Raw genomic sequence first — 8941 nt, forward strand, 5'->3', positions numbered from 1 at the left:
GTTTGAAAAATTACAAAATGAGTTAAGTGAAATGGAATCACATAATGCTCAGCAGCAACATCAGATGGCAATAAGTGATGAAAAATGGCAGTGGCAGCAGCAAAAATTGCAACAAGAGTTAATGGTTAAACAACAACAGTTGCAACAAACAGAGCAATTGATGTCACAAACTAAACAGCAAACAGAAGCAGAAAAAGTAGCAGAAAGAGCCGAGAAAGCACACCAACAAGCGCTGTTTGAGAAACTCCAAAATGAGCTAGCGGAAATGGAGCAACAAAACAAACAACAGCAACAAAAAATAGCCCAAAGTGATCAATATTGGCAAAAACAACAACAAGAGTTAAAAGATGATGTTGCTGCTAAACGTCAACAGTTACAAAATACTCAAGGTAATCTGGATCATATTAAGCGCCAAGCGGATGCTGAAAAACTGGCTCATTTAGACCAACAACAGAAACTAGAACAATTGACTGTTGAGTTCACCGATGTAGAAAACCGTGCAGTTAAACAAAAAGAAATGATTGAAGGCAGTGATGAACAATGGCGTAAACATCATGCAGAAATTGAACAACAAAAATTGCAATTGCAACAAGCTTTGGTTGAAGCTGAAAAGCAAAATAGTCAAATGCAACACAAGCTCGAAGATAACTTAGAACAACTGCAAGAAGCTGAATCACAAGTATCAGCGACACAATCGGGCGAACAAAAGCTAAAACATGAACTCAATCAAGCACGTGATCAAGCAGAGCAGTTGCAACGCCGTATACAACAACAAGAGGAGCATGAACGCAAACTCCAAGAGCAGCTCGAACAACAACAGCAAAATTTGTTCGGTAGTGAGCAGAGTATTCATTGTCTAGAAGAAAAACAGGCGCAGTTGAGTCAGCAATTACAAACGGTGCAACAAGAATACTCAAACAGTAAAGTGAGTTTGAGCGACCAACATAGTAATCATACTGAGTTAGCTGGGCAGTTACATAAACTAGAACAAGATTTGCATAACAGTCAGTCTCAGTTAAATGATAAAGAAAGTGCGCTTAAAGAAGCGAAACAAGAATTGGAGTCGAATCACGCTAAGCTAGTTGAACAAGAGAATGCTCTACTGTCAGCACATAAAGAAGAGCTTAAACAAGCTATAGGGAATCAACCGTTACAAGAAAATAAAGTCCCATCTGAAATCTCAAAAATTGTGATGCCAAGTAATCCTGCCATTTGGTTCGACTTATTGCCTTATTTACAAATTCAAAATGTGACTAAACCTTTACCCGTTGCCTTGAACGAGCTAATGGTTGAGTTGGAAAATGGCATCAAAGAAGCAAATAAAGCCGTACTTGCAGATAACGTTCCTTCTATTTTACAAAGTGCTCGCAAGCTTGTAATTGTGGCTAATAAGGTGAACTCTGATGCGCTGACTGACGTTGTGACAAGGTTAGAAGAGGATTGTCGTCAGGGGTTAGTCGATAATATTTCAATCTCATGGCCAACGGTGAAACGTTCATTGAATAATACTTTACGAGTTATTTATTCGCATTTGAATAATTGAAGCCCAATTAGCTCGCTAATGTGTTTGCATTGAAGCTTTCTAAACTCAAAAACATTGTAAATAACACAGTGGGTTCGTATCACAGTTGAAGCTATAACATTGCCACCAGATAACATCCATTGCCTAGAAAAACATCTCACAAATACCGAACATAAGTACATTAACCATAACTTTTATCTCAATTTTTTATGCTGAAATGACATTGATTTTACCTACTGATTTAGCACTTATACCTGTACCTCTCGTTAACGCAACCATATTACCTGTGCCTTAATGAACGGGTCTTATATCTATCGCGGCATTAATTGTAACCAGAATAAATATCGATTATCAGTACTATCGATGCCAATAGACTCGTTATCGATATCACCACTGATGCTAAAGCAGAGGATAAATTAATACCTAGTTTGTATTCAGCTAAAAATAAAAGGGTATATCTATAAAAACGGTAATACTTTATGAGTTTTCGTTTTCGTTTTCGTGGTGATGGTTTTTTTAAAAAGTTTATTAAGTACAATTTGGATGAGAAAATACGCCGAGAAGCCAATAAAGAAGATGATTATATTGGATGTTTTGGGAAGCAGCATTTTAAATCAGAAGCTTTATTAGATGAAGGTGCAAAGTGAAAATACTTATTCGTTGTGCATGCTCCCTTAAAGACCAATGAAGCCAAAAACTTCTGCCCCAAGCAAAACCACCATGCCCAAAATACAGACTATCACTGATTACGCTTCCCAATTTTTTAAAAGTAACTCAATATCTCATATTCACCTAAAATAATTTAAGTATTCACTGATAATTTTTTTTTGTTATTTTCCAACATGTTTATAGTTACTTCATAAAAACATTAGTATGTTAGGCCTGCTTTAGAAACTATTCGTTTTGGTAAAGTTACTCATATTTCAATGTTATTATTTGAACCTAGGTTAGGTATTAACCTAGGTTTTGACATAAAAGAAGTGACGTTTGCTCTAATTCAGATAAATGTTTACTAAATTTTTAATGATTAAAAATTAATCAACAGCAACATCTTCAATTATGGATTCTATTCCACCTGCCATACCACTGTTATCTTATCAATATTGTTGGCGGCTCCGAGTCCAAAGTGTGCTTCAACGGGGTTTGCGATACGTCATTACTGTTTGCGTTAAGTTCTCGCATTTGCTCTACCTCACCAGTTGTCACATAGATCCTAGCACCCAACGCTTGTACATTAGGAGACTGTGCCCCTAACCTAATGCTTACGAATGTATTTTGATTTCCGTCGTTGCAGTACAAGCGTGCGGGCTGGTCATGATTTGCTACAAAAATGTCTTGGTCACCATCTCTATCATAGTCAAAAAAGACAATACCTCGACCCATGTCGGTGTCATCAATTCCTAATTCAACAGAGCGTTCAGTGAAGCTGCCATTACCATTTGACATAAACAGTCTAGATGGGTCAACGAGATGGAAATTTGACTGGCTATAAAATCCATTAACATGAAAAAGGTCTAGATTACCGTCATTATTGAAATCATTAAGACATGAGCCCCATCACCAATGCCCCCTCTCTATCACCGGCAGCATTGGTGACATCTATAGACTCTTCATTGCCTTGATTTTGATCCAAACGATTATTGAAAATTCTTTTTGTATCTTGCGAACCACGAATCTCCGTTTGCCATTTGATAAAAAAATCTAACCCCACTTGTTCATCAACTTATACAAAATTATTTTCTAGCTCAGCAGGTGCGTATGGTGCATTACACATGTGTTCGGTGTCGGCTGAGCGTTCAAAAACCTGAATACTGTCAATAGGTGGTATTAATATTTCTATAGGACCCTGACTGCCGATGTCGTTACTTCCGCCACCGCAGCCAGAAAATAGTAGAGAAAATCAGCATAAAAGAGTTTATTTACGAGAGTAATATAATATTTGTATAAGTTGATATTGAGTAATGTTTCACGATTATTATTCAAACGCTAAAATGACCCCTTGTTGGACATGAGTCAAATAGCTGTTCAGATATTGCGGTTGCAAAGTTTAGATGTCCAATGGACCTATTTACTCCTGACTCTTTAGCCTTTTAATTGTCAGAATGATTACCGATTAAATTGTTAAAAGGTTTAGTTGATCAATCATCAAGCTCGGTTTTGATGATTGATTTGAAATGTGCACATTGAAATTCTCTTATTAAAATTAATTTCAATCTCAATGATAAGTTAAGCCAAACCCGTAAGGAAATAGAGGATTGTAGTCTTTATCGTCCTTATTGACTTTAGGTTGCGCCAATTGTGGCCAACTGAAAGATAATTTGCCTGTAAAGTTATGACTGCCAAATAATACATCACTGATACCTTGACCTTCAGAACCAGGAAGCCATGCTGCTATAAAAGCACTCGACAACGCTAGTTCTTGTTCAATAATAAGTGGTCTACCTGAGACCAAAATAGCTATCACGGGCACACCTTTGCTAATGATATTTTTAATGGTTTGATAATCTTCCGGGTATAACTTATTAAGTTCAAGAGAGACGCCACTAGCCTGCAGTATTTTTATTTGGCCATTAATTTGCGAACCTGCCTCGTTGATGATTTTATCATCAACTCTAATATCGCCCATACCCTCAGCATAAGGTGTTTCGCCAATTACCACTATCGCTACATCATGCATATCAGTTGATGCATCCATGCCATCATCACTCAGACTTAGCTGCGCTCTTGCGGCGACTTGTTTAATGCCTTGCCAAATCGATGTCCCACCTACAATTTCGTCATTGCCAGATACGCCTTGCCAATTAACCGTAAATCCACCGCATTGATGGCCAAGATTATTGGCATTTTTACCCGTAACTAAAATTCGAGCATTTTTATTGAGAGGAAGAATGTTGTGAGCATTTTTTAGTAACACCAGGGATTTTCTGACCGCTTTACGCGCCACTTGGCGATGTTCATCGCTACCAAACGAAGCGTGATTAGACCATTTTCTAAGTGTTGGGCGGGGCTTATCAAATAAACCAAAAGTAAACTTAGCAGATAAAATACGTTTAACTGCATCATCAATCCGAGTTATAGGCACCGTACCTAGCTCAATATGACTGAGTAAATGTTCAGTAAAAAGCTGCCAGTTTCTTGGTACCATGAACATATCGATCCCAGCGTTGACACCTCTTGCTACAGCTAGATAAAAATCATCCTCTAGATAATCGATGCCTTGCATGTCAGAGATCAATATCCCGTCAAACCCCATATTCTCTTTTAATGTGTCGACTAATAAAAATTTATGTCCATGACATTTATCACCGTTCAAACTACTAAATGATACCATCACACTCAATACCCCAGCTTTTATAGCGGCTTGGAAGGGGCGAATATGTAAAGCTTTTAGCTCTTCAAAGTTTAACTGGGTGTCACCATGGTCGATACCGTGATGAGTACCTCCATCACCAATAAAATGTTTTGCGCAAGCCATAACATTTCCATCGGATAACACACCTTGCAGCCCTTGTACTATCTTAGCGGCATAACTGTGTACTATAGCGGGAGTCTCAGAAAAGCTTTCGTAATTTCGACCCCAGTGATAGTCACGAGACACTGCTAAGTTGGGAGCAAATGTCCAATCAACACCTGTGGCAAGCACCTCTTTTGCTGTGACTTGGGCTATTTTTTTAATCAAGTGGGTATCATTAGCGGCACCTAAACCGATATTGTGTGGAAACACCGTTGCCCCTTTGACATTGTTGTTACCATGAACGGCATCTAATCCATATAAGATAGGAATACCTAAATGATGTTCATCTTTATAGGTTGATGCCACCCAATAGGTGTCATTCATTTCTACCCATTCTTGAGGGTGGTTGTTGCCTGGACAAGAGCCAGCACTACTAAGTATTGAGCCAATATGAAATTTTTTAGCTTGTTCTGGTGAACACGTGGTGCGTTCAGCTTGGGTCATTTGACCCACCTTTTGCTCGAGTGTCATTATGTCTAATAAAGCCTGTACTTTATTTTCTAACGATTTATCTTTGCGTCTATTAATCATCTATTATCTCAAACTCATCCCGCAGCCCAGTTTGTGAACAACCCCCTACCCAAAGGTGAAATTGACCGGCCTCTATATTGAGTTGCATATTTCTGTCATAAAAGGCAAGTTTATCAGTGCACAAGTCAAAGGTGATGTAATCACTTTCCCCCGCAGCGAGTTTTACACGCTTAAAATCTTTTAATTCTTTGACTGGACGAGTCACACTGCCCACCAGATCACGGATATACAGTTGTACTACTTCTTCACCTTCTATTTTGCCCGTGTTTGTCAACAATACTTTAATCGTTAATGTTTCGCCTAAGTGTAATGTTTTGCTACTAATTTCAAGGTTTTGATAGTGAAACTGAGTGTAAGAAAGGCCAAAACCAAAAGGAAATAAAGGACTAAAGTGCGTATCTAAATGAGTAGCAGCCATGCCGAGTGAGGTTTGTGGTGATCGCACGGGAATATCATCCATGTGCACATATGTCGCTTCAGTTGCGGGCTTACCAGAGTGTTTTTGTGCATAGTAAATAGGCACCTGTCCTACTTTTCTGGGGAAAGTAACAGGCAGTTTTCCTGAAGGATAGGCTTTGCCAAATAATAAGTCCGCAATGGCTGGCCCCCCCATCGTACCTGGATGCCATGCAAATAAAACTGCATCAACCTTTGGTAAAATATCTTCGATCGTTAACGGTCTACCCGCCATGATTACTAACACAATGGGTGTGCCTGTTTGGGCAATAGCATCGATTAACTGTTCTTGGCAGCCGGGTAAACCAATCTCTGCTCGACAATGGGCCTCTCCTGACAAGATAGACTCTTCTCCCAAGATTAAGACGGCTACATCTGCAGCAGACGCTGAATCAACTGCCTGTTTGAAGTCGGCTTGATTGTAACTCCGAGATGTCTGCATAGCCTTGACATGTTTGATACTAACTTGTCCCAATAACAGCTGTTCAATAGCTTGCAGGCAGGTTTGACTGTACTGGGAGTCACCGTCAAAAATCCAAGTACCTAGTTGCTCATATGGATCATCGGCTAAGGGTCCAATTATAGCAATTGAGTGTAATGATTCTGCTGATAGTGGAAGAATATTGTTTTCATTTTTGAGGAGTACACAGCTTTTTATTGCAGCGTCTTTGGCAATCTGTAAATGCTCTGGATTAAGTGGTACAGGCAACATACTTGCATCAGTATAAGGAGAATCAAATAAGCCCAGTTGCCATTTCAGTTGCAATATTTTTGTGACTGCAGTATCAACTTGTTGAATGCTTATATGGCCTTGCGCTAGCAAGTCAGGTAAGTGATCAAGATATGTGGTGCTGACCATTTCCATGTCAATACCGGCATTTGCAGCCTCATAAGCGGCGTCTTTATTATCTTTACTGAAGCCATGCGTTGTTAACTGTTGAATTGACTCCCAATCGCTGACCACAAAACCGGGGTAGTTCCATTCTTGACGCAAAATGTCAGTCATTAACCATTTATTGCCTGAGGCAGGTACACCGTTAAGATCGTTAAAAGCTGACATAAAAGTAGCGACACCCGCATCGGCAACAGCTTTAAAAGGTGGCAGATAGACGTTGCGTAATTCATTTTCTGGGATATTAACGGTGCTGTAATCACGACCACTTTCACCAGCGCCATATCCTGCAAAATGTTTAGCGCAGGCAGCAATATTGCCATCTTTGTGCAAGGCGTCACCTTGAAAACCCTCGACCATAGCAACGCCTAAGACCGAACATAAATGAGGATCTTCGCCTAAGCTTTCTGCAATTCTTCCCCAACGAGGATCTCGGCTAATGTCGATCATCGGTGCAAAAGTCCAATTAACTCCAACAGTAGCTGCTTCTAGTGCGCTAATTCGAGCACATTGTTTAACTGTTTCAGAACACCAACTGGCTGCTTGGCCTAATGGGATAGGAAATATAGTGTTAAAACCATGAATCACATCGCGTCCAACCAACAAAGGAATACCTAGTCTACTTTCTTCAACTGCCAGTCGTTGTAATTCATTAACTGTGTGTAATCTGACTTCATTTAAAACAGAGCCTACTCGGCCCTGACGAATCGATTCAGCCAGATGTTCAGAAATATATTCACCATGACTAAAAAACTGACTCATTTGGCCAATTTTTTCTTCTGTGGTCATGCTCGCTTGTAAGTTGATTAACATGCTTGGATAGGGTGATGTTTCGGCGCATTCATTGATTTGATTTGATGCTTCGATAGACAAATTTGATGACATTAAAAGACCCGTTGCTGCCAAGATTTTGGCTGAGCAGTTTGTTTGTTAATAAAATGTTTAAATATGGAGCTAACAATATTTCACTATAGAATTTACACAATCTAAACAAGCTAGGATGGACTCAATGTGAGATAGGTAGGATAGAGTATTTAGTAGCAGTTGATAAACAGGTTTTAAATGTAACCATTTTGTAAAAACACACTTTAACTTATAAAATTTAACGACTTATCGTTTCTGTATGGTTGATTACTTTTCTCTATGTAGAGTCGGTTTGAATCCAGTTGTGAGTGCCGAGATATATAGAAATATTTTTCTACTAGTCATCTTTTTTTATCCGTTCCTTAACGGATGAAAGTGGGCGTTTTAATGAACGAACAACAACATTTTTGAAATAAACCCTTAAGACAAAATACACCTTACAAAAAGTTAATCTGTGGCTTATTTACATAACTGCGTTGCTGGAATTACTTAGCTTATTATCTTGATTGACCGATGACATAACACTTTGACAGACTGTATTTCAAGTTGTGTTAAGTCAAGCTAAATTAAAATGGGGATGACGTAAACCATAAATGTTTCGCGGTGGTGTAGCAGTAGGTGTGATTTATTTCTTAATGTGACGATTAACTCAAGGTCAAAGAGAAAGCTTCCATTTTATTTTTTATTGCTGGTTCGTTATTTTTTATCTGGTCTTTACTACTTTGCTATTTTATGGCTGGTGGTAGCTGATGAGTTAACCTCTGATTATCATGAGCGTACTCGTCTGATGGTGTTGCAAAATTCCACAGGATACGTAACTAAATTAATTTCATCCTAGTTTTTATGGTTTATGTAAAATGCTGTATTGTTCGATTACTTGGTAAAATTGAGTTGGAAAGTATCCGGAAGGTTAGGGAGAGTTAGAAAGAAAAGGTGTGTTGTGTTAGTAACAAACGGATTTCTGCTCAACCTTATCGGTTTTGTTGTTGCCTTGGATTGGCTCGAACCGCCGATACTATTCATATGATGTAATTATTTGAAAAGTTGGTTATTGTCACTTCCGCCATCGTAATATGCATGGTTAACAGTTACCTGATTACCAAGAAAAACACGTATCAGTTCGTGAATAACTAGAAGATAATAGCTAGGCAGGCTAGATGTC

General features: G+C 38.8%; 3 protein-coding genes and 3 pseudogenes. 2 read left to right on the forward strand and 4 right to left on the reverse strand.

What is annotated here, in order from left to right; all coding sequences use genetic code 11:
• Window positions 1-1543: pseudogene (locus QZ562_RS17205) on the forward strand (PAS domain S-box protein); the annotation flags it as partial.
• 515 nt (window positions 1544-2058) lie between these two features.
• Window positions 2059-2163: pseudogene (locus tag QZ562_RS17210) on the forward strand (transposase); the annotation flags it as partial.
• Window positions 2164-2588: 425 nt separating this feature from the next.
• Here QZ562_RS17210 and QZ562_RS21340 read toward each other — a convergent pair.
• The 4 genes and pseudogenes from QZ562_RS21340 to bglX form a co-directional block, all read right to left on the reverse strand.
• Entirely contained in the window at window positions 2589-2672 is an 84-nt protein-coding gene (locus QZ562_RS21340; protein WP_363315377.1) for an ASPIC/UnbV domain-containing protein, read from the reverse strand.
• A gap of 185 nt (window positions 2673-2857) precedes the next feature.
• Window positions 2858-3049 (reverse strand): annotated as a pseudogene (locus QZ562_RS21345) (FG-GAP-like repeat-containing protein); the annotation flags it as partial.
• 688 nt (window positions 3050-3737) lie between these two features.
• The gene (locus QZ562_RS17220) at window positions 3738-5567 is read right to left on the reverse strand and encodes a glycoside hydrolase family 3 protein (RefSeq protein ID WP_293762886.1); all 1830 of its coding nucleotides are present in this window, start codon (window positions 5565-5567) and stop codon (window positions 3738-3740) included.
• A complete protein-coding gene (bglX, locus tag QZ562_RS17225; RefSeq protein ID WP_293762889.1) occupies window positions 5560-7800 on the reverse strand; it encodes a beta-glucosidase BglX in 2241 nt (746 codons plus the stop codon). The genes QZ562_RS17220 and bglX overlap by 8 nt, the downstream gene beginning before the upstream one ends.
• Window positions 7801-8941 lie beyond the last annotated feature (1141 nt).

It is taken from the genome of uncultured Paraglaciecola sp. (genome assembly GCF_913058035.1).
In the GTDB taxonomy this organism is placed as follows: domain Bacteria; phylum Pseudomonadota; class Gammaproteobacteria; order Enterobacterales; family Alteromonadaceae; genus Paraglaciecola.

What these genes read in the sequence shown, in the direction of transcription:
- QZ562_RS17220 (WP_293762886.1), bottom strand. Translation starts at nt 5,567, where the DNA reads ATGATTAATAGACGCAAAGATAAATCGTTAGAAAATAAAGTACAGGCT.
- bglX (WP_293762889.1), bottom strand. Translation starts at nt 7,800, where the DNA reads ATGTCATCAAATTTGTCTATCGAAGCATCAAATCAAATCAATGAATGC.